The 18,671-nt window shown below is 72.2% G+C and carries 14 protein-coding genes, 1 tRNA gene and 2 pseudogenes; 9 read left to right on the top strand and 8 right to left on the bottom strand.

Features of this window, described 5'->3' with window-relative positions:
• Positions 1 to 369: 369 nt before the first annotated feature.
• Positions 370 to 792: pseudogene (locus RNL97_RS13585) on the top strand (hypothetical protein); the annotation flags it as partial.
• Between the two features lie 111 nt (positions 793 to 903).
• On the opposite strand, the gene RNL97_RS13580 reads toward RNL97_RS13585, so the two are convergent.
• From RNL97_RS13580 to RNL97_RS13570, 3 genes are all read right to left on the bottom strand, one after another.
• Positions 904 to 1,110, bottom strand: coding sequence for a DUF397 domain-containing protein (locus RNL97_RS13580; RefSeq protein WP_006125325.1), 207 nt, complete (start codon positions 1,108 to 1,110; stop codon positions 904 to 906).
• Between the two features lie 189 nt (positions 1,111 to 1,299).
• Positions 1,300 to 2,157 carry a helix-turn-helix domain-containing protein gene (locus RNL97_RS13575; RefSeq protein WP_030588756.1) on the bottom strand — a complete coding sequence of 286 codons (858 nt, stop codon included), beginning with the start codon at positions 2,155 to 2,157 and terminating at the stop codon, positions 1,300 to 1,302.
• A 287-nt stretch (positions 2,158 to 2,444) separates the two neighbouring features.
• Positions 2,445 to 3,164 (bottom strand): GOLPH3/VPS74 family protein, encoded by a 720-nt coding sequence (locus RNL97_RS13570; protein ID WP_006125323.1) that lies wholly within the window; start codon positions 3,162 to 3,164, stop codon positions 2,445 to 2,447.
• Positions 3,165 to 3,356: 192 nt separating this feature from the next.
• Here RNL97_RS13570 and RNL97_RS13565 point away from each other — a divergent pair, with 192 nt between their 5' ends.
• From RNL97_RS13565 to RNL97_RS13555, 3 genes are all read left to right on the top strand, one after another.
• Positions 3,357 to 5,855 (top strand): serine hydrolase, encoded by a 2,499-nt coding sequence (locus tag RNL97_RS13565; protein WP_313750734.1) that lies wholly within the window; start codon positions 3,357 to 3,359, stop codon positions 5,853 to 5,855.
• A 191-nt stretch (positions 5,856 to 6,046) separates the two neighbouring features.
• Positions 6,047 to 7,936 (top strand): MFS transporter, encoded by a 1,890-nt coding sequence (locus RNL97_RS13560; RefSeq protein WP_313750733.1) that lies wholly within the window; start codon positions 6,047 to 6,049, stop codon positions 7,934 to 7,936.
• Between the two features lie 152 nt (positions 7,937 to 8,088).
• A complete protein-coding gene (locus tag RNL97_RS13555) occupies positions 8,089 to 8,946 on the top strand; it encodes an adhesin (protein ID WP_313751623.1) in 858 nt (285 codons plus the stop codon).
• Positions 8,947 to 9,263: 317 nt separating this feature from the next.
• Here the strand turns inward: RNL97_RS13555 and RNL97_RS13550 are convergent, their stop codons facing one another.
• Positions 9,264 to 10,061, bottom strand: coding sequence for an ATP-grasp domain-containing protein (locus RNL97_RS13550; protein WP_313750732.1), 798 nt, complete (start codon positions 10,059 to 10,061; stop codon positions 9,264 to 9,266).
• Between the two features lie 147 nt (positions 10,062 to 10,208).
• Between RNL97_RS13550 and RNL97_RS13545 the strand changes: the two genes are divergently transcribed.
• A complete protein-coding gene (locus RNL97_RS13545) occupies positions 10,209 to 11,081 on the top strand; it encodes an aminoglycoside phosphotransferase family protein (RefSeq protein ID WP_030588767.1) in 873 nt (290 codons plus the stop codon).
• Between the two features lie 103 nt (positions 11,082 to 11,184).
• Here RNL97_RS13545 and RNL97_RS13540 read toward each other — a convergent pair.
• A tRNA-Arg gene (locus tag RNL97_RS13540) sits at positions 11,185 to 11,257 on the bottom strand.
• A 128-nt stretch (positions 11,258 to 11,385) separates the two neighbouring features.
• Complete coding sequence (locus RNL97_RS13535; RefSeq protein ID WP_313750731.1) at positions 11,386 to 11,979, bottom strand: hypothetical protein; 594 nt, start codon at positions 11,977 to 11,979, stop codon at positions 11,386 to 11,388.
• A gap of 438 nt (positions 11,980 to 12,417) precedes the next feature.
• On the opposite strand from RNL97_RS13535, the gene RNL97_RS13530 reads away from it, so the two are divergent.
• Both RNL97_RS13530 and RNL97_RS13525 read left to right on the top strand, forming a co-directional pair.
• A complete protein-coding gene (locus RNL97_RS13530) occupies positions 12,418 to 13,641 on the top strand; it encodes a helix-turn-helix domain-containing protein (protein WP_030588771.1) in 1,224 nt (407 codons plus the stop codon).
• 104 nt (positions 13,642 to 13,745) lie between these two features.
• A complete protein-coding gene (locus RNL97_RS13525; RefSeq protein WP_313750281.1) occupies positions 13,746 to 14,702 on the top strand; it encodes an IS481 family transposase in 957 nt (318 codons plus the stop codon).
• Between the two features lie 49 nt (positions 14,703 to 14,751).
• On the opposite strand, the pseudogene RNL97_RS13520 reads toward RNL97_RS13525, so the two are convergent.
• Positions 14,752 to 14,826 (bottom strand): annotated as a pseudogene (locus RNL97_RS13520) (hypothetical protein); the annotation flags it as partial.
• A 102-nt stretch (positions 14,827 to 14,928) separates the two neighbouring features.
• Between RNL97_RS13520 and RNL97_RS13515 the strand changes: the two are divergent.
• Positions 14,929 to 16,269 carry an AMP-binding protein gene (locus RNL97_RS13515; protein ID WP_398866597.1) on the top strand — a complete coding sequence of 447 codons (1,341 nt, stop codon included), beginning with the start codon at positions 14,929 to 14,931 and terminating at the stop codon, positions 16,267 to 16,269.
• Here the strand turns inward: RNL97_RS13515 and RNL97_RS13510 are convergent.
• The gene (locus RNL97_RS13510) at positions 16,256 to 17,533 is read right to left on the bottom strand and encodes a M6 family metalloprotease domain-containing protein (RefSeq protein WP_313750730.1); all 1,278 of its coding nucleotides are present in this window, start codon (positions 17,531 to 17,533) and stop codon (positions 16,256 to 16,258) included. The two genes, RNL97_RS13515 and RNL97_RS13510, sit on opposite strands and share 14 nt — an antisense overlap.
• A gap of 258 nt (positions 17,534 to 17,791) precedes the next feature.
• Between RNL97_RS13510 and RNL97_RS13505 the strand changes: the two genes are divergently transcribed.
• On the top strand, positions 17,792 to 18,565 hold the full coding sequence (locus tag RNL97_RS13505) for a TetR/AcrR family transcriptional regulator (protein WP_243314235.1): 774 nt from the start codon (positions 17,792 to 17,794) through the stop codon (positions 18,563 to 18,565).
• The last annotated feature ends 106 nt before the right edge of the window (positions 18,566 to 18,671 follow it).

Raw genomic sequence — 18,671 nt, 5'->3', positions numbered from 1 at the left:
GGGTCCGCCTTGTGAACGGGAACGCACTTCGTCGGTACGGCCGTTCAGCGGTGTCCCCGTGCGGGAGCGGGAACTTCGGGGATTGAACCCCTTCCGAGAGGGCTCGGTCAAGGCTGCGTCGGTCATGGATATGAACGCAGGTCAACAAGGCGAACGATTTTACTCGTTCTTGACCTTGTGGGGCGTTGTCGCCGACGTGACCGTGGCCACACGATGGGCGGGCACTTCGTCAGGCTGTGCAGAGGAGTCCGGAGAAGTCGGGGAGCGCGTGACAACGCGCGAAGGCCGCACGGGATGCGGGTCCCGTGCGGCCGAGAGGCCGAGGGGGAGGGCGCCGCCTGTACGGCTCCGTCCGAGGCCACCGTCTAACGCGACGGGGCCGCCGGCCCCCGGGACTTCCACGCCCTCGACCACCCCTACGCGGGCCTCGTCCTCCAGGTCGTCGACGCCGAAGGTCCCGAGCGGCGGGCGGAGTTGCTGGGATGGCTGCGTTCGCGCCATCTCGCGCCATCTCCCGAAGCGGCTGAAGGGATCGCCCGCGGCCATGGTCACGGTGTTCCGGCCGACGCCTCTGCCCGGCGGCCGGATGACCTACGTGAAGCAGGTCGAGGGGGTCGACGCCCGGCTGACACTGCTGTGGTTCCTCCAGGAGGACCCCGGAGCTGCCGGGCGGAGCGCTTCACCGGCCTCGACGCGGCGGTCGCGGAGGCCGGTCTCGGGCGGGTCGAGCTGGTCGCCCCGTTCGTGCCGACCGTGCCGGGGACGGACCGTTACGTCGACCGGCTGCGGTGACACCGGATCGTGCCGAGCCCCCTCGGCCAGGACGGCGAACCGGTCGAGAGGGCTCCATCAGGTGGTGCGGTGATGCGGAGTGGCGAGTGATATGCAGACGGTGTCGGCTGGTCAGGCGTTGATCGAGCCCGTGGCGACATCGCGCACGAACGCGTTCCACGCACCGGGGACGAAGGTGAGCGAGGGGCCCTCGGGGGCCTTCGAGTCACGGACGGCGATGGACAGCGCGACCGGGGACTTGACCTCGACGCATGCGCCGTTGCCCCCGGAGTACGACGACTTGGTCCACTGGTCCGTAGCACCCTGAAGAATTGCCATGTTCACTCCGGTTCAGAGAGTTGGGTGAGTCGCACCAACCTGATTCCGATTGGCGTGATCGACGCTACTCGCCAAGCCCCGTCCATGAGATGGCCGTTCACTCGACCGGATGGTCTTTCTTCGGTAGGCCTTCTGCTGTGAGTGGGCGGCGGTGTACCATCCCGCCGCCGCTCGCTCCACTGTCCGGATTCAGCTGGTGTACGACTTGGCGATCTTGCTGATGAAGTCCCGGGTCTGCTCCACGTTCAGCGCCTGCGCCCGCAGGTGCTCGTACATCACGCTGTAGCGCTGGACGTCGTTCGCCTTCTCCAGATAGAGATCGCTCGTGACACCCTCGATGTAGACGACGCTGGAGTCCGCGGCGTCCGGGAACTCCAGGATCGCGTACTGGCCGTTGATGCCCGGGTGCGCGCCCATGTCGAACGGCAGGACCTGCACGGTGACATGCGGCAGGTGCGACTGCTCGACGAGGTGTTCCAGCTGGTCGATCATCACCTGCTTGTCACCGACCACCCGGCGCAGCGCCGACTCGTCGATCACGGCCCACAGCCGCAGCGGATTCTCCGGCGCGTTGACCCGGTCCTGCCGCCGCGACCGTACGTTGACACGCTTCTCGATGTCCGACGGCGGGGCCTCGGGCAGCGCACCGCTGATCAGCGCCTCGGCGTACGCCCGGGTCTGGAGCAGCCCCGGAACCATCTGGGGTTCGTACACGCGCAGCGACTCCGCGTCGGTCTCCAGACCGATGTAGACGCTGTACGGGATGTCGCCGAAGGCGTGCCACCAGCCCTGCTGGCGCGAGTCCTTGGCCATCTGCATCAGGGAGTCGACGATGCGGTGGTCCTCGACCTCGTACACCCCGCAGAGGTCGCGCACATCGCGCTGGCTGATGGAGCGGCGGCCGTTCTCCAGGCGGCTGATCTTCGACTGCGAGACCAGCAGTCGCTCCGCCACTTCCTCGGCCGTCATGCCTTTGAGTTCGCGCAGGCGGCGCAATTCCTGGCCCAACCTGCGTCGCCTGACAGTGGGATTGACGTTGGACGGCACGGAAACGGCACCTCCGGCTATGTAGCTGTGCGTATCTACTGCTCAGCAGATTGCCACCCCCGGCCCCGGCCGCGCTGGGAAACGGCCACACGCGGAGCACGGGGGCGTACGCACCGGTGCGCGGGGCGGCGCGCAAGCGCACGGGGCAGCCGGTGATGGTGACTACCGGCTGCCCCGTGCGTGGTGCGGCTCCCGGACCGGGTCTGTGACGGCCGACGACGGTACGGCGGTGTGCTGTTTCCGCGGTGCGTTCTCCCGCGGCGCGCTGGTGCGCCAGGTCCGTGCGGTCAGCTCGCGGCGGTGTGCGCCATGCTCCCGCGACGGGCCTGTGCTTGCGGCTGCAACGGAACGCCCGCTGCCTGTTGCGAACGGCGTGGCTGGACCGCCACTCCGTTCTGGACGTCCATCACGGCGTGCGCCACGAGGCCGCCCATCGGGTCGTGCCTGATCAGGTCCCGGAGCCGGGAGCGCGACGAGCGCCCCTCGTTCCCGGGGTACAGGTGCTTGCCGAGTCCGACCGCGTGGGCCAGTGCGGCGAGCGCCGCGGTCCGCGGGTCCGGCGGTACGCCGGTGCGGATCGCACTGTCCAGCCGGTTCCTGATGTCCCGGCTGATCGCCGTCTCCGTCGCCTGGTAGCGAGTCGTCGGCAGCACCCCGCACATCTGGCCCGCCACGGCATGAACCATGCCGCACCGCTCCAGATGAGCGAGATAGATCTGACGCAGCCCCAGCCGGGGCCCGCCGATCCAGTGGACCGCCCGGACCGGGCTGCCACGACGGCGCAGCAGCTCCAGTGCGGAGTCCAGAGTCGGATCTCCTGTCGGCCGTGGCATCACCACGGCGATACGATCCCCGTCAGGGGCTATCCGTCCTGCCAGAGCCAGCTCCACTAGCTGTGCCCCGGCCAGGCCGAGGTCGAGCGACTGCGGCTGCGCTGTGGTACCCGTGGTCGGGTCCAGAGCGAGCAACAGAAGCTCCTCCGGGATTGTTCTGCGGCTCCTGCCCATCCATGCCTCCCCGCGTGGATGTCTGACAGGGTGACCCCTCTCACATTCATCTGTCGAGAGCGCCTGGTCGCTTTGTACGGGAACCAGTAGGTATGTCGTTCTCGTCTAGCAGCTCGGCCAGGGGTTCACACAGGACACTGGTAGATGGTTCGGACAGCGCGGGGTGGCCCCGCAGCGCATGAGGAGGCATCGGTGGCGGGCGAGTCCCCCGACAAAACGGAGCAGCGGAAGTCGTCGGGGACGACTGCGGAGGAACGCGACCCGCGCTTCGCCGTGTTCCGTGACCCCGGCGCGGACACGGACGCGGATGCGGACGCCGGTACGGATGCCCGTACGGGTGCGGGCTCGGGAGCCATGTCCGACACGGCGACCGCGGTGTTCCGTCCCCGGCTGCCGGAGGACGCTGGTCCGCGTGAGCCCGAAGCCGGACCCGAGTCCGGGAGCGACGCCGAGCCCGAGCCCGAGAGCGCTCCTGTGGTGGCCTCTGCGGCCCCTGGAGACGCCGACGCGCCTTCGGAGGGCGTGGGCGCCGCTGAGGGTCGCACGGGCCCGGACGCGGACGTGGAGGCGGCCGAGGCCGAGAAGGCGGACGCCGAGGCGTCGGCCGGGACTCCTGCGGAAGGAGCGGCGGACGAGCCGGAGGCCGGGAAGCCGGAGACCGCCGAGGAAGAGGACGGGGACGGCCGGCTGCGTGCTGCCGTGGCCGCCTGGGTCGATGTCGCGCCAGAGGAGGAGCCGGAGGCGGAGAGGGCGGGGGACGCCGAGCCCGAGCCCGCCGCGAAGGCGGAGCCGGAGGCACAGGCCGAGCCGGACGAGGCGCCTGACGCGGGGACGAAGGCCGAGGAGGACGCCGAGCCGAAGGCCGGCGCGGAGCCGGACGGGGCGCCTGACGCGGGGACGAAGGCCGAGCAGGACGCCGAGCCGAAGGCCGGCGCGGAGCCGGACAAGGCACCCGATGCCGGCGCCGAGCCGGACAAGGCGTCCGACGCCGACGCCCCCGCCTCCGATTCGGCCCCCGATGAGGCCTCCGGCCTGCGGGGAATCGATCAGCCCACCGCCGTCTTCAAGGCGGTGGGGCCGGCCGACCGGGTCGACCAGGCGACGACCGCGCTGAAGCTCCCGCCCCGGGAGGGCGAGGCCGAGGACAAGCCCGGGAGCAAGCCGGAAGGCGGGAGCGAGGGCGGCGCCAAGCCCGAGAGCGAGGCCGAGCGCACCAGCACCTTCGTGCCGCTGCGCTCCGACGACGTGCGGACCGCCCCCGCGCCCCGCAACCCGGAGCCCGGGCCCGCGGCCGGACCCGAGGCGCCCGCGCGCACCCCGGAAGCCGGCTCTCCGACTTCTCCGGCGGCCGCGACCCCGTCCTGGGCGGCGGCCGAGCGGACCCGGCAGCAGCCGCTGCCGCCGAAGCCGCCGCTCGACCTGCTCGCCGAGCTGACGAACACCCCGCCGCCGCCGGAGACCCCGGTCCGGACCGCCGTGCGCCGGGTCAAGATCTGGACCCCGCTGGTGCTCCTCCTGCTGATCGTCTTTGCGATCGTGCAGGTGACGCGCCCGCTCCCGGAGCCCTCGCTGGAGCTCACGGCGAAGCCGACGTACACCTTCGAGGGCGGCGGGACGGAACTGTCCTGGCCCGGCCAGGGGCAGTCGGCCGTGATGGTGGACGGCGTCGGGTCGCTCGGTTCCGAGGGCGCGCAGAAGCCGGCCCCGATCGCCAGCGTCGCGAAGGTCATGACCGCCTACGTGATCCTTCAGGGGCACCCCCTCAAGGGTGACGAGGAGGGCGAGAAGATCACCGTCGACCAGAAGGCGGAGGACGAGTCCAAGCGGCCCGACGAGTCGACGGCCCCGCTGACCAAGGGACAGGAGCTCACCCAGCGCCAGATGCTCCAACTGCTGATGATCCCCTCGGGGAACAACGCGGCGCGGCTGCTCGCCCGCTGGGACGCCGGTTCCGAGGACAAGTTCATCGACAAGATGAACGACGCGGCCGAGGACCTCGGCATGACCGGGTCGACGTACACGGACCCGAGCGGGCTGGAGAAGACCACCGTCTCCACCGCCGCCGACCAGCTGAAACTGGCGCAGGCGGTCATGCGCAACGACGTCTTCCGGAAGATCGTGGACACGCCCGAGGTCGAGATCGAGGGCATAGACGGCAAGATCTACAACAACAACAATCTTCTGCTCCAGCCGGGCGTGAGCGGCATCAAGACCGGGTCCTCCACCCCCGCGGGCGGCAACCTGCTCTGGTCCGCGAACACCAAGGTCGACGGCAAGATGCTGTGGATCTACGGAGCGGTGATGGGCCAGCAGGCGGGCACCGGCCGCGTCTACGACAGCCTGGAGCTGTCGCTCCAGAACAGCCTGAAGCTGATCAAGGACGCGCAGGAGGCGGCCACCTCCGCGACGGTGGTGAAGAAGGGCGACGTCGTCGGGTACGTGGACAACGGCTTCGGCGGACAGGCTCCCGTGGTCGCCACCAAGAACCTCAAGGCGGTCGGCTGGTCCGGCCTGAAGGTCGAGCTCGAGGTCACGGACAACGGCAAGGGCATCGACCAGGCCGCGAAGGCCGGGACCGAGGTCGGCTCCGTGACCGTGGGCACCGGCACCGGAAAGGTCACGGCGCCGGTGGTGCTGCAGAGCGATCTGCCCGAGGCGGCCTTCGGCGACAAGATGACCAGGATCGGCTGAGAGCCGGGACACCGCAGTGGTGGGGGGCGGGGCCCGCCCCCCACCGCCGCGGTGTCCGTTTATGACAGGGAAGCGTGCCGGAGGTACGTGTTAGCGTCCCCGGACAACTCAAGGATGCCGGGACGCGTCCTTGAGGACGTACCGAGAGGTACGCAGAGGCACGGGGCCGGGGGAGGACGGGGAGAGCCGTAGTGACCACCGCGGAGCCGAAGCCCGGCCGCGAGGCGGACGGGACCGCCGGTACCGGGGGCGACGCCCTGCACGTGCGCGTGCCGTCGCCCCGCGTTCCGGAGCCTTCCGCCGAGGGTGCCGCCGCAGCGTCGTCCGAGGGCGAGGGCCCCGCCGAGGCCGCCGGGAGTCCGCACGTCCGGGCACACCGGGTGCTGCGCCACCCCGTCACCATCGCGACGGCGGCGGCCGCCGTGCTCCACCTCCTGTGGTTCTTCTTCTTCGCCAACACCGGCGGGGACATCGCCGCGCAGGACGCCTGGGCCGAGTTCGTCGGCCGGCACCCGGGCACCGCGTACAACCTCGCCTGGTACGGGGGCATGCACCCCGTTTCGTACAGCGTGGTCTCGCCCTACCTGATGTCGCTGCTCGGCGTCCGGACGACGATGATGATCGTCGGTACGGTCTCCTCCGGGCTGACCGCGCTGATCCTGGTGCGGGTTCCCGCCGTCCGCAATCCGCTGGCCTGCTCGCTCGCCGGGGTCTTCGCGTTCCTGTGCAACGCGCTGTCGGGCCGGGTGACGTTCGGGCTGGGCATGATGTTCGCCGTCGGCGCGGTGGCCGCGGTGTTCTGCTGGCCCTACCGGTGGCGGTACAAGAGGTGGGCCAAAGCCGCCGTCGCCGCCCCGCTCGCCGGGCTCGCGACCGCGTCCAGCCCGGTCGCCGGACTCTTCCTCGGCGTCGTCGCGGCGGCGCTGTTCCTGCACAAACGACGCCCCGGCGCGTACGCCATCGGCCTCGCCCCCGTCGCCGTGGTCGGTCTGTCCGCCTGGCTGTTCCCGTTCTCGGGTACGCAGCCGATGTCGCTCGGGACGCTGTCGCTGCCGTTCATCTTCGCGGTGCTGATCTTCGTCCTCGTACCCCGCGACTGGAGCACGGTCCGCACCGCCGCCGCGGTGTACGGACTCGGGACGCTGCTCACGTACGTCGTCGACTCGCAGATCGGGTCGAACATCACGCGCATGGCGATGCTGTTCGCCGGGGTGGCGCTGCTCGCCGCCCTGCCGTACACCGCGCCGCGCAGCCGCCGGTGGTACGCCCTGGTCCTGGCCTTCGTGGGCCTCAACTTCTGGATCGGCTTCAAGGGCGTCGACGACATCGTCCGGACCGCGCCCGCCGCGTCCTGGAACCGCGAACTGGCCCCGCTGATCAACCAGCTCCAGCAGGTGGAGGCGGAGCGCGGCCGGGTCGAGGTGGTGCCCGCGAGCAGTCACCGCGAATCATCGGCGCTCGCCCCGTACGTCAATCTGGCACGCGGCTGGAACCGCCAGGCGGACATGAAGCGCAACCCGCTCTTCTACGACGACACGCTCGATCCGGTGAACTACCGGGAGTGGCTGGACCGCTGGGCCGTGCACTACGTGGTGCTGCCCAAGGACCGGCCGGACAACGGGGCGGTCCAGGAGGCGGAACTGGTCGAGCAGGGGCAGCCGTACCTGCGCCAGATCTGGGGCGACGCGAACTGGAAGCTCTTCCGGGTACTGGACCCGGTGCCGCTGGCCGACCCGCCGGCGACGGTGGAGCGGGCGGGCGCGGACGAGCTGACGATCACGGTGAAGTCGGCGGGCCGGGTACTGATCCGGATCCCGTACACCCGCTGGCTCGCGCTCGTCGACGAGGACGGCAAGAGCGTGGAACGCCCGCTGGAGACCGAGGAGTCGAAGGAGCGGTCGCAGCTGGACGACACCGCACCGAAGACGTATCTCAACACCCACGGCTGCCTGAACAAGGTCGAGGAGGGCCCGTACGGCGACGAGTGGACCGAACTGCTCGCGCCGCGACCGGGCGTGTACCGGCTGGCGGCCCCGTACCAACTCCAGCCGGGCACGCCCTGCCCCGAAGAACTGAGCTGACCGGTCCTCGTCCATCCGTTTGTGCCCGTCCCGTGTACGGGCCATCGGGTGCGGGATCTCCCTCTGCGGGCGGCGCACTGGCAAGGTGTTCTGCCATGAAGGCCACGAGGTGCCAATACTGCGGCGGCGGTCCCCGGGGACCGCTCCCCGGAATGGTCTGCCCCGGCTGCGGGGCGGGGGCGCCCCGCACGGCGGGCGGGGACGGTTCCTGGGTCGCACGCGAGACGCTGGCGGGCCGCCTCTCCACGCTGCCGCGCCGACGCAGGGCCCTGCTCGCGGCGGGCGTCGTGGTGGCGGCCGGGGGCCTGGTCACCGTCGCCTCGCTGCTGGTCTCGGGCGGCGGGAGCGTGGGCGGCGGCAGCAGCCGTACGGACGCGGCGGGCCGGGCGGGCGCGGTCCCCGACCGGATCGGCGGCGCGGCCCCCACGAGGATCGTTCCCGGGCCGGGGACGGAGGCCCCGGGCACCTCGGCCCCCTCGTCGAAGCCCCCGGAGGGCGACGGCCGCTTCACGCAGTGGGCGGGCCCCGGCTGTGCGGCGGGTACGTACGAGGAGCGCGGCCGTTTCGAGAGCGGGGACGCCGGCTGGTACACGGTCGAGAACGGCGGTTTCGACGGCGGCGGGTGCGACGGCCGGTTCAGCGCGATCCCGATGTCGGGCAGCCCCACCGAGGACCGGGGCTCCACGGCCACCTGGTCCTGGCACCTGGGCCGGGGCTTCAGCGAGTGCGCGCTGACCGTCTTCGTCCCCGACACCGGCCGCCCGCGCGACGCGGCGGGGGAGCCGACCGTCTACCGGGTGCTCTCGGACCCGGACGACGCGGACTCCGCGTACACGGGTTTCGCGGTGCTCCAGACGGAACACCGGGGGAGCGCGGTGCCGGTGCGCAGCTACCCGGTCAAGGGGGACGTCTTCGCGGTCCAGCTCATCGACCGGGGCCGGGACTGGGGTGATGCCCGACGGGTCGGCGCGCATCACGCGGCGGCGCAGATGAGGGCGTCCTGCCGCTGAGCCGGTTGCCACGCGGGCATGGGCTCGGCCGTACGGGCCGTGCGGGCCGTGCGGGCTGGCGGGCACGCGAGCGCGGCCGGCCGTGCGGGCCGGCGGGCGGGTGGGCACGCGGGCACGGGGCTCGGGCACGCGGGCACAGGGGCATGCGGGCGTGTGGGCCCACCGCACGGGTGGCCGCGTGGGCCCACCGCACGGGTGGCCGCGTGGGACCACCGCACGGGCGCACACGCCCACTGCTCGGGTGCGCGCGGGCACGGGTGCGCGTGGGCATGGTCCATGCGGTCGCCGCGGGCACGCGGTTGCGCGAAGCGCGGGCGCTACCGCACGAAGGCACGGTCGGGCGGCGACAGGTCCGTGGCGGGTCCGGCGGCGCGGAGGACGGTGTCGAGGGCACGGCCCGGGTCGACGCCGTAACACCCGCTGGCCCAAGCCGCGTTGGCCTCGATCACGGCCCATCGGCCCTGGTCGTCCCGGCCGATGTCGATGACGACCGCCGAGGGCAGACCGTCCCCGGCGGCCGCGAGCACCTCGCGCCCGAAGGCGAGCGCGGCAAGTCCCGGCGGCCCGAGCCGGAGGCGGCCCGCCTCGGCGTACTGCCCGGCCGTGTGGACGGCCCCGTCGAGGAGGAACAGCCGGTACTCGACGGTGAAGGCCATCACGTCGCTCACCAGCACCACGGTGGCCGGATCCACCGCATCCGGTCCGGGCAGCCGGGACCCGTCCGCGTACACGAGTGCCGGAATGCCTTTGTCGTTCGGCGACTTGACGAAGGCGGGACGGCGCAACCGGTACGCCTCGCCCAGGGGCATCGCCCGGATCTCCCGCTGGGTGAGCGCTCGGGGGAGCCGGGCGAGCCAGTCGGCGGGAGCTTCCAGGAGGGCGATCCCGAGCGCGGGGGCCACGACATCGGCGAAGGAGGGCCCGGCGTGCAGATGCACGGCGTGCGCATCGCCCCCGGTGCTCGCCGCCCACTCTGGTCTCCCCGCCCCCGCGGATACGGCGGAGGCCGTCGCCTCCACGACCCGCAGCCCGCGCCGCAGCGCGGTGGTGCGTAACCTCCTTGCGGAGGCGGTGAGTTGAGGCGGAAGTACGAGGGTGCGCGATGGATACGTCATGGCCGCAGATCCTCTCGTACGGATACGCGCCGCCGCACCGATTTTCGGACGGGCGGGGGCGTCCCACGGCGAGGCGGCGAGGCGGCGACGGGACAGAGGCGGGGCCGCAACGTTGTGCACCCCCGGGCCACCTGGTTCGATCGCGGCATGATCATTGAACCGTCGCTCGTACGCGGCCTGATCGCCGCCCAGTTCCCGCACTGGACGGACCTGCCCGTGGAGGCGGTCGACGCGAGCGGGACGGCGAACGCGATCTACCGCCTGGGCACCGACAAGGCCGTGCGGCTGCCCCGTACCGAGGGCAGTGCGGCGGATGTGGCGACGGAACACCGCTGGCTGCCGCGACTTGCCGGGCAACTGCCGTTCCCGGTACCGCTCCCGCTCGCCCAGGGGGCCCCGGACAAGTCATTCCCCCGCCCCTGGTCGGTCTGCACCTGGCTGGAGGGCACGAACCCGCGTCCCGGCGACGCCTCTTCGTCCTCGGACCTCCTGGCGGCGGACCTGGCGGAGTTCGTACTGGCACTCCGCCGGATCGCCCCGGAGGACGCCCCGCCCGCATACCGCAGCGAGCCCTTGGCTTCCCGCGACCGGGCGACCAGCGAGGCGCTGGCGACCCTGGCCGGAATCGTGGACGCGGAGGCCGTCGCCGCGGCCTGGAAGGAGTCCCTGGCCGCCCCACCCTTCACGGCCGCCCCCGTCTGGGTGCACGGCGACCTCCAGCCGGGCAACGTCCTGGTCGCGGACGGCCGCCTCACCGCGGTCATCGACTTCGGCTGCACGGGCCTGGCCGACCCGGCGGTCGACCTGATCGCGGCCTGGTATCTGCTGACGCCCGGAGCCAGGCAGACGTTCCGCACGGCGATCGCGGCCGACGACGCCACATGGACGAGGGGAAGAGGCTGGGCGCTGTCCATAGCCCTGCTGGAGCTGACCCACTACCGGGAGACGAACCCGGTGATGGCACGGATCGCGGCGCACGTGATCGAGGAGATCGTGGCCGATACCGCGAAGCGGGCGTAGGCGGCGCCGGGGCCTTCGAGGAACCGGCCGCCGATGCCGAAAGGGCCCTCCCGTTCGAATGACGGGAGGGCCCTGTGATGCCTCTGACCTGGTGTCGGGTCAGTGCCCCCGGCAGGATTCGAACCTGCGACACCCGCTTTAGGAGAGCGGTGCTCTATCCCCTGAGCTACGAAGGCCGGGATACGTCGGAGGCCCCGCCGTGAAGACTGGGCCGCCGCCCACAGTGTAGCGGGTGGGGTGGCAGCCGGTCCTCGGGTCGGTGATCGCGGCGGCCTCCACCGCCGCGGCCACCGGGGCGGGGGCGTCATACCGTTCCGGGCTCGTCCGACGGGACGGTGAACAGGAACGAGAGGGCGTTCACCGTCGAGCGGGCCTTCTCCAGGGCGGCCGCGGCCGTGGGAGCCGAGGCCCTGGCCCGGGCGATGCGGGCGAAGGAGCCGTGGCCCGTCAGTTCCGAGCCGGGGGTGAGGGGCACCGCGATGTCCGGGTTGCGGGTGACCGCCTCGGCGTCCGCAGGGCCGACGAACGTGCCGTGGGCCTTCGGGGCGGTGTACCGGATCGCCTCGCAGCGCGGCTCGCGGTCCGACTCCAGGATGGCCCGGATGTCCGGGAGCACCTTCTCGCCGAACGTCTGACGGGTCTGGAAGTCCAGCATGTCCACGCCGACGGCGTCCTTGACCAGGCTGAAGATGTCGTCGCCGTCCACCCGCAGATGCGTCTCGATGATCTTCGGGCCCTCCTCGGTCAGCACGATCTCGGCGTGCGTCGGACCGAACTCCACCCCCAGGGCATCCAGCACCCGCGCCACGTGGGACCCGATCGCCTCGCGGTCCGTGCTCTCCAGCGGGGCCGGCTCCAGGGCGTGCACCGCCCGCGCCAGGGCCAGGACCTCGTCCATCGGGCCGTCCTCGCGTACGGCGGCGACCCCGGACGCCGTGATCCTGACCAGGCGCTCCGGGGCGCGGTCTACCGGGTGGCCGACGCGGGCCCCGCATCCGCGAAGGCGTCGGCGGCGACACGGATTCGGGTGACACGCGGGAACGGCTGCGCAAGAAGTCCTGGGCAGAGGCGGAAGAACCAGATGCGAAGCGCAGTGGCCAGCGGCGCTGGCCGAGTAAACCAGTTCAGGACTTGGCAAGTTATTGCCAAAGTTTGGGCAAGGTTCCTCGGGCGGAGGGGTGCACATTCCTCGCCAAATCTGGCTACGAGTCGGGCAAGAATTTGTCCAGCCGCCCCGACTCTGGCTAGCCTCGTCCCCGATCGGCGAACCAAGGCGCGCATGCGGGCGCCCTCCTCCCGCTCCCCACCTCCCAGTGCGACCAATGGGGTTGATCACGTGTTGGAACAGCCTTACTTCGGGCGGCGACTCAAGCAGCTGCGGAGCGAGCGGGGCCTGTCCCAAGCCGCGCTCGCCGGCGACGGCATGTCCACCGGCTATGTCTCCCGGCTGGAGTCCGGATCGCGGCAGCCGACCGCACGCGCCGTGCAGCACCTGGCCTCCCGGCTGGGCATCGGCGTCGCGGCCTTCGAGGAGGAGGGCCGCCCCGCCGACTCGCTGGCGCAGGCCCTGGCCATCGCCGCTTCGGCCACGTCCGACGCGGCCCTCGAAGCGCTGGAACGCGCGCTGTACCCGGGTGATGGGCAGGACCCCCTGCTGCGCTGGCAGGGCCTCTGGCTCGTCGCGCAGGGGCGGCGGCAGCACAGTGACCATGCCAGGGAGCGGGTCGTTCTGGAGGAGCTCGTCGCGCTGGGTGACGAACTCGGTCTGCCGACCCTGCGGGCCCGCGGCTTCACCCAGCTGGCGCGCTGCCTGCGCGCCTGCGGGGAGATCGTCCCCGCCGTCGAGGCGGCCACGACGGCCCACGGCCTGGCCCGGGACTACGATCTCCCGGTGCCGGACATGGCGGCCAGCCTGCTGGCCCTGGTGTCGGCCGAGTCCGAGGCGGGGCGGCTGACCGAGGCCCGGGTCCACGCCGACGAACTGACGGCGCTGAACGTGCCGAGGTCGGAACCGCTGGGGGCGGAGGCCCTGTGGACGGCGGCCGCCGTGCGGGTACGGCAGGGGGATCTCGACGCCGCGCAGAAGCTGCTGGAGGAGGCGCTCGACGGCTTCGCCGGGGCGGAGAACCTGCCGCTCTGGACCCGGCTGCGGGTGGCGGCGGCACGGCTGCACCTGCAGAAGTCCCCGCCGGAGCTGGGCGCTTCGGAGCGGTACATCGAGCAGGCCGAGACGGGCATGGTCTTCGTCGGGATTCCCGCGCTGGAGCAAGAGGTGACCTTCATCAAGGCCGAGATCTCCTTCCAGCGGGGGCAGTTCGCCGATGCGCGCGTCCTGCTGGACCGGGTGCGTGCGGCCGATCCGCGCATGACGTACCGCACCCGGGTGCGCCTGGAGATCCTTGACAGCCGGCTGCTGATCATCGAGGGCCGGGATCAGGAGGGGCTGGAGCGGATGCGGACCCTGGCGGAGGAGGCCCAGGCGGCCTCCAGCATCGATCTCGCCGCCGACATCTGGCGGCTGCTGGCCGAGACGCTGGCCGCCGCCCGCGCCACGCCCTAGGTGTATTGATCACGAGCGTTGTTAACGCCGACCGGGCTTGATCATGGCGAAGACCTCCGGTGTGGTGGAGGTGTCTAGGCTCCACACCACACACGGAGGTCTTCGTGTCCCACCGTAATGCCCGGCTGACCGTTCACGGCAGGCGAATCCTGGTCGATCGCGTCCTCGGTGGGCGGCCAGTTGCCCATGTGGCGGCCGAAATGGGCATATCCAGGCCTACCGCCCACAAGTGGATCCGCCGTTGGCGCGCGGAGGGTGACTCGGGCCTGGCCGACCGCTCCAGCAGGCCCCATCGCACACCGCACCGCACCCCACGGGCCGTCGAGGCTCGCGTCTGCGACCTCCGCAGGACCCGCAAGCTCGGCCCCGCCCGCATCGGCCCGGTCCTGGGCCTGCCCGCCTCGACCGTGCACCGGATCCTGACCCGCCACAGTCTGAACCGGCTGTCCTGGATCGACCGTCCGACCGGCACCCTGATCCGCCGCTACGAACGCGACCGGCCCGGCGAGCTGATCCACATCGACGTGAAGAAGCTCGGCCGGATCCCCGACGGCGGCGGTCACAGGACCCTGGGCCGCCAGGCCGGCCGCGCCACCCGCAGCAACATGGGCTTCGACTACATCCACTCTGCCGTCGACGACCATTCCCGCCTGGCCTACAGCGAGATCCACCCCGACGAGAAGGTCGCGACCTGCGCGGGCTTCCTCACCCGCGCAGCCGCCTTCTTCCACCGCCAGGGCATCCCCCGCATCGAGCGGGTCCTGACGGACAACGCCTGGGCCTACCGCAAGGGCCTGGCCTGGAGGAACGCCCTCGCGGACCTCGGCGCCACAGGCAAGCTGACCCGGGCCTACCGGCCCCAGACCAACGGCAAGGTCGAACGCTTCAACCGCACCCTGCTCGACGAATGGGCCTACATCCGGCCCTACACCGCCAACACCGAGCGGGCCGAAGCCCTGGCAGACTTCCTCCACACCTACAACCACCACCGCAGCCACACCGCACTCGGCGGCCACCCACCCATCACCCGTGTCAACAACCCTGCGGGTCAATACACCTAGGTGTATTGACCCGCAGGGTTGTTGACACGGTTGTTGGCCGTGTAGGGCCGTAGGTCCATTCGTCGAGCAGGGTGCGGTTGCAGCGTTCGACCTTGCCGTTGGTCTGGGGCCGGTAGGCCCGGGTCAGCTTGCCTGTGGCGCCGACGACGGCCTTGGCGGCGGGCCACCGCCCGCATAGCGTCTCGTGTGTCAGTCAGCGTCAGAGTCAGCGCGAGAGAGGCCGTCCGTGCCGCACACCGTCCCGTCCCCGGACCCCGGAGCAGCCGCATCGGCTGAGCCCGCCCGGCGCGCCGCGCGCGTCGAGGCCTCCCTCACCGCGCCCGGCGCACCCTTCGCCGTGGTGCTCGGCGAGCGGGGGACGCGGGAGTACGCCGACGGCCCCCGTACGCTCCGGGAGTTCGTGGAGACCACCTGGGCCTACGGGGACGCGCCGTTCCTGATCGCGGGGGAACGGACCTGCTCCTACGGGGAGTTCTTCGCCGCCGCCTCGGCTCTCGCGGTACGTCTGCGCGAGCGGTACGGGCTGCGCCCCGGCGACCGTGCCGTGATCGCGTCGGGGAACCGTCCCGAGTGGCAGATCGCCTTCTGGGCCGCCCAGTTGGCCGGTCTCGTCGCCGTACCCCTGGACGCCGGGTGGCCCGAGGAAGCGTTCACGTACGCGCTGGAGGACTGCGAGCCCGGGGTGCTGCTGGTGGACGGGGAGCGGCTGGGGCAGGTCGCCGGCTGGGCCCGGCGGACCGGGACGCGCGTCGTCCTCTTCCCCGGTGGTGAGCGGGCGGCGGACCGCCGGCGTGCCGCGTTCCCCGGCGGGGGGCAGGCGACGGACGGTCTGCCTGTCGAGCGGTACGAGGATTTCCCCGCCCCCGACCCGCTGGCCGCGCCGCCCGACGTGGCCCCCCGGCCGGAGGACGACGCCACGATCCTCTACACCCGCGGCGCCACCGGCCGCCCCCGGGGCGCGGTGGCCACGCATCTCGCCCAGGCCGGTGCCGCGCTCAGTGCCCGCTACCACGCGGCGGCCTCCGCACGGGCGGGCGGCGCCATCCCGGGGCTGGAGCCCGCCCCGGTCCGGCCGATGACGTTCCCGTTCTCCGACGCCGCCGCGTTCACCGGCTTCTACGGTGCGATGGCGGCCGGCGGCGCCCTCGCCCTGATGGACGATCCCGCCGGGGGCGGGCCGGAGGGTCCCGCGCCGCTTCCGGGCCACGGCCTCGCCTCCGGCTACGGCCTCGCCTCCGGCTACGGCCTCGCCTCCGGCTACGGCCTCGCCGAGACGTGCGGCGTCGTTCTCGCGCCGTTCGGCGACGACTGCCGTGCCGAGCCCGGCTGCGCGGGCCGGCCCGCCCCGGTCACGGAGGTGCTGATCACCGGGCCGTCGGGCGAGGGACGGCCCGATGGGGAGCCGGGGGAGCTGTGGCTGCGCGGCCAGTCGCTGTTCCGCGGCTACTGGCGCGACGCGGCGGCGACCGGAGCCGCCTTCGGTGACGGCGGCTGGTTCCGTACGGGGGACCGTGCCGTACGCCGCGACGGGTGGGTCTCGATCGTCGGCAGGCTCACGGGCGCGTGACCCGTACCCGGTAGTTGCCGTCGTCGTCCTCGTCCAGCACGGATATCCGTACGCCGTTGGCCCGGTCGGTGAAGGTCTGGCCGGGCCGGAACGGGGCGTCGGACAGCTCCGCGTGCACGTTGGGGCGCCGGGTGCAGCCGCCGCTGTCCTCGGTGGCGTCGGCGACGGAGACCGGTCCCTGGCCGGTGTCCACGTCGGAGCTGACCTTGTAGATCAGCACCCCGGGCCGGCAGACCGCCTCGTCGTTGCCCGCCGTCGTGCGCACCTCCACGGCGTAGCCGGACTGGGCGCTCAGCGGGACGAAGGCGAGCTTGGTGCCGCCCTCGGCGGCCAGCGGGCCGAGCGTGTGCTCGCTGACGCCGGGCTGCGAGGCGCAGCTGATCTGCTCGTTGTCGAGCCAGCCGAGCTTCCACTTGTGCCAGGCCAAAAGGTCGTTGTTGGCGCCCCAGTCCTCGGACATGATGTCCCAGTGCCCGACCGAGCCGCCGCCCTCCATCGTGTAGAGGTCGGGCAGCCCGAAGACATGGCCGTTCTCGTGCGGCAGGACCCGGTAGCCGGTCTCGGCGTACGACCCCGACCCGTCGTCCTGGCGGCTGTAGACGAACGAGGTGTTGGCGAGCGGCACGCCGTCCGCCTCCGGGGCCTCGTCGTTGCCGGAGAAGGTCACCGAGAGCACGGTGTCCAGCGCGGAGGGGCCGGCGTTCGGGCTGACCAGGATGTTGACCAGGTCGTACTCCGAGAAGTCGACCCGGGGGTCGGCGGCCGCGACGATGTCCTTCACCAGCTGGCGGTAGCCCGGCTCGAACGGTGAGCCGCGCTCTATCCCGTACTCCGTGAACGCCATCGGCATCCGCAGCCAGTCCTTGAGGGGGGCCTCGGGCCGGTAGACGAGCCGGCCGTAGGAGCTGGTCCGGAACCACTCGGAGGTCTGCGGGAAGAACTCCGCGAACCGGTCCGTCGCGGGTTCCGTCCCCTCCGCGTCCGGGAAGTCGATCATCAGGTTGAGCGCCCTGACCTCGCCGGTCGAACGGGCGTAGCCGGGCGGGGTCGGCAGGCCCTCGGACATCTGTACGCCCATGGCCGCGGAGATCCGGCACGGGGCGAGCGCGGAGTCCTGGACGGTGGCCGCCGGGCCCGCCGAGGCACGGCCGACGGAGGGGAGGGTGGTGCTGGCCGAGGCCATGGCCGCTATGACCAGCGCGGTCGCTCCGGCCAGGGCGATCGGGCGGCGGTGTCTGCGTATCCGGTGGCGGGGCTGCTGCATAGAGGCGCCTTCGGGGTCCGCGGCAGCCGGCCGACCCCTGGCTGCGCTCTGGCGATCAGCCTCTGCCGGGTGGTCCGGGGGCGCTCGCTGGGTGCGCCGATCGGTGGGTTTCCGTCCCGGAGAGATGTGACTCGGGTCACACGGTGGGTGGGAAATAACCGGGGAGGCTCTCCCCGTTTGCATACGTGTCCCCGATAAACGGGGAAGCGGTCCCCGGTTACGGAAGGGGGCCTACCGGCTACGCAGGGGGAAGGGCAGGTGAGGGGCGCAGTGAAGACCGCCGCCAAGGGTGCAGCGCAGGCCGCCGTCACCGGCAACACCGCGCGGCCCGGCGCCACAAGCGCCACGCGGACCGGCACCGGACGCGTCGCGGAGACCGTCGCCGGGAAGGGCACCGCACCGACAGCGTCGTGCCGCGCCGCCCGCCCCCGGGCCGACGCGCTGCGCAACCGTGAGCGGATCGTCTCGGCCGCGCGCGAGCTCTTCGTCGAGTTCGGGCCCGAGGTGCCGCTGGACGACGTCGCCCGCCGCGCGGGCGTCGGCAACGCCACGCTCTACCGGAACTTCCCCGACCGCGCCGCCCTCACCCACGAGGTCGTCCTCGCGGTCACCTCCCGGACCACCCTGAGGGTCGAGGAGGCCGTCGCGGCGGAGTCCGACCCGTTCGCCGCGCTCAGCCGCTTCGTGCACGCGGCCGCCGACGAACGGATCGGCGCCCTGTGCCCGATGATCTCCGGCGTCTTCGACAAGGACCATCCCGATCTGCTCGCCGAGCGCGACCGCCTCGAAGAGGCCGTCGCAGGGCTCGTCTCGCGCGCCCAGTCCGCGGGGCGGCTGCGCACCGACATCGCCGTCGGTGACGTACTCGTCGCCCTCTCCCAGCTCACCCGGCCGCTCCCCGGCATCGCCTGCCAGGGCATCGACCGGTTCACCCACCGTCATCTGCAGTTGTTCCTGGACGGCCTGGAGACCCCGGCCCGCTCCGAACTGCCCGGATCGGCGGCGACCTTGGAGGATCTGCGGCGCTCCTGACGGCCGCACCGACCTGAACCTTCCCGGACCCGCCGACTCCGTCGGCCGCACCGTCCCGCCTCACCCGAACACCGGCCCGTACGTCCCTGTCACGCGCGGGCGGCCC

The sequence above is a fragment of the Streptomyces parvus genome (assembly GCF_032121415.1).
Classification (GTDB): domain Bacteria; phylum Actinomycetota; class Actinomycetes; order Streptomycetales; family Streptomycetaceae; genus Streptomyces; species Streptomyces globisporus_A.
The sequence above is the reverse complement of the archived record's forward strand: the minus strand, read 5'-3'. Positions and strand labels throughout refer to the sequence as shown.

Coding starts and splice junctions, on each gene's coding strand:
- RNL97_RS13535 (WP_313750731.1), bottom strand. CDS start 11,979: ATGGACGAGGTCCTGGCCCTGGCGCGGGCGGTGCACGCCCTGGAGCCG.
- RNL97_RS13550 (WP_313750732.1), bottom strand. CDS start 10,061: ATGACGTATCCATCGCGCACCCTCGTACTTCCGCCTCAACTCACCGCC.
- RNL97_RS13555 (WP_313751623.1), top strand. CDS start 8,089: ATGGTCTGCCCCGGCTGCGGGGCGGGGGCGCCCCGCACGGCGGGCGGG.
- RNL97_RS13510 (WP_313750730.1), bottom strand. CDS start 17,533: ATGCAGCAGCCCCGCCACCGGATACGCAGACACCGCCGCCCGATCGCC.
- RNL97_RS13545 (WP_030588767.1), top strand. CDS start 10,209: ATGATCATTGAACCGTCGCTCGTACGCGGCCTGATCGCCGCCCAGTTC.
- RNL97_RS13570 (WP_006125323.1), bottom strand. CDS start 3,164: ATGGGCAGGAGCCGCAGAACAATCCCGGAGGAGCTTCTGTTGCTCGCT.
- RNL97_RS13580 (WP_006125325.1), bottom strand. CDS start 1,110: ATGGCAATTCTTCAGGGTGCTACGGACCAGTGGACCAAGTCGTCGTAC.